3 protein-coding genes are annotated in these 1,660 nt (G+C 66.7%); all 3 read right to left on the bottom strand.

Annotated features, from left to right (window positions below; translation table 11 throughout):
* Nucleotides 1-753: IS66 family transposase (gene tnpC, locus APY03_RS40940; protein ID WP_443082864.1), on the bottom strand; the 753-nt coding region annotated here is incomplete at its 3' end.
* Between the two features lie 192 nt (nucleotides 754-945).
* Complete coding sequence (gene tnpB / locus APY03_RS35245; protein WP_012745822.1) at nucleotides 946-1,293, bottom strand: IS66 family insertion sequence element accessory protein TnpB; 348 nt, start codon at nucleotides 1,291-1,293, stop codon at nucleotides 946-948.
* Nucleotides 1,290-1,660 (bottom strand): IS66-like element accessory protein TnpA (gene tnpA / locus APY03_RS45525; RefSeq protein ID WP_068684763.1); only part of this gene is annotated, 371 nt, incomplete at its 5' end. The genes tnpA and tnpB, both read right to left, overlap by 4 nt.

A 1,660-nucleotide genomic window follows, 5' to 3' on the forward strand; every position in this document is an offset into this window, starting at 1 on the left:
TGGCTGTGTGTTTCCGGCCGGCCGATCGTCGCGCACGTAGACCCATAGCCGGCCGGTCTTGGTGCGGCCGCGGCCGGGATCGAGCACGGCCACCGGCGTGTCGTCGGCATGCACCTTCTCGCCGGCCAGCACGTAGCGCCCGAGCGCGGCCACCAGCGGATCGAACAGCTTCTCGCTCTGGCCCACCCAGCCGGCCATGGTCGAGCGGTCGATGACGACGCCGTCGCGCCCGTAGATGCGGCTCAGGCGGTGAAGTGGAATGTGATCGCAGAACTTCGACACCAGCACGTTGGCGAGCAGCCCAGGGCCGGCCACGCCGCGCGCGATCGGCCGGCTGGGTGCCGGTGCCTGGAAGATCGCTTCGCATGCCACGCAGGCCAGCTTGGGCCGCACATGGCGGATCACCTTGAAGCGCGAGGGCACGTACTCCAGTTGCTCGGAGACGTCGTGTCCGATCAGACGGAGGCGGCCACCGCAAGCGGTGCAGCCGCAGGGCTGGCCATTGACGTCATGGTGATCAGTGCTCGTTTCTGGGCGGTAGACCTGGGTCTCGCGAGGCAGGTGGTCGGGCAGCTTGCGATCGATCTGCGGTGCGTTAGCGGCATCGGGCGCGGGCCCCGCGATCGGCGCCGGGCGTTCATACAGTGGTTCGCCTTCCAGGAGAGCGATTTGGGGGTCATCGAGCTGCTCGCTGGACGATCCGAAGCGGGCCCGAAGGCTCCGTAGCAACTGCAACTTGAGCTTGTCGACCATCAGCTTGAGGAACACCACTTCGGCATTTCTCTCCTCGACCACTCGCAGCAAACCTTCAACGGTGTGGGGTGTGGTGGAGTCGTTGATCGGCGGCGTCACGCCATCCACTGTGCCCGGCCTTCGGCGCGTCGAACATCGGTGCTACACCGGAGAAGTTCTCATCCAGTAGTGCGCTCGTCAGAGCGCGCCGAATCAAGCAGCGAGCAACGGCTCATGCGTACGCACCGGCATGCGCCAGTCGATGCCTTCGAGCAGCATCGAGAGTTGCGCCGGCGTGAGCGAGACGCTACCGGACGTGGCCTGGGGCCAGACGAATCGGCCTCGCTCGAGCCGCTTGGCCAGGAGCATCAGGCCCTGGCCATCGAACCACAGCACCTTCAGGATGTCGCCGCGCTTGCCGCGGAAGACGAAGACGTGGCCGCAGAACGGATTCGCCGCTAGTGCCGTCTGCACCATGGCGGCCAGGCCGTCGAAGCCCTTGCGCATGTCGGTGTGGCCCGCCACGATCCACACGCGCGTGTTCGAAGGAAGGCCGATCACGCAATGGCACCCAGCAGGCGCAGCACGCAACGCACGCTGGCCTCGTCGACGGCACCGCGCAGCCGCACGCGCGTGGCACCAACGTCGATCTCGATCACGCCGCTCGAAGGGCGCGGCGCGATGGCCTTGTTAGTCTTGGCCGCGGGCTCCATCTGCACCGTCACCGGCAATAGCGTTGGAGGCGCTGCACCTTCAACCGCTGGAGCTTCCGCGCGCAGGCGAAGCCGGCGCCAGTTGAACAGGAGGTTCGCATTGATGCCATGCTCTTGCGCGATGGCCGCGACCGACGCGCCAGGTTCCAGGCTGCGTTCGACCAATTCCTGCTTGAGCTCTTCGCTGTGCCTGCGCCGGGTGTCCTTGCCCGAAG

The organism is Variovorax sp. WDL1, from assembly GCF_001541225.1.
GTDB lineage: Bacteria > Pseudomonadota > Gammaproteobacteria > Burkholderiales > Burkholderiaceae_C > Variovorax.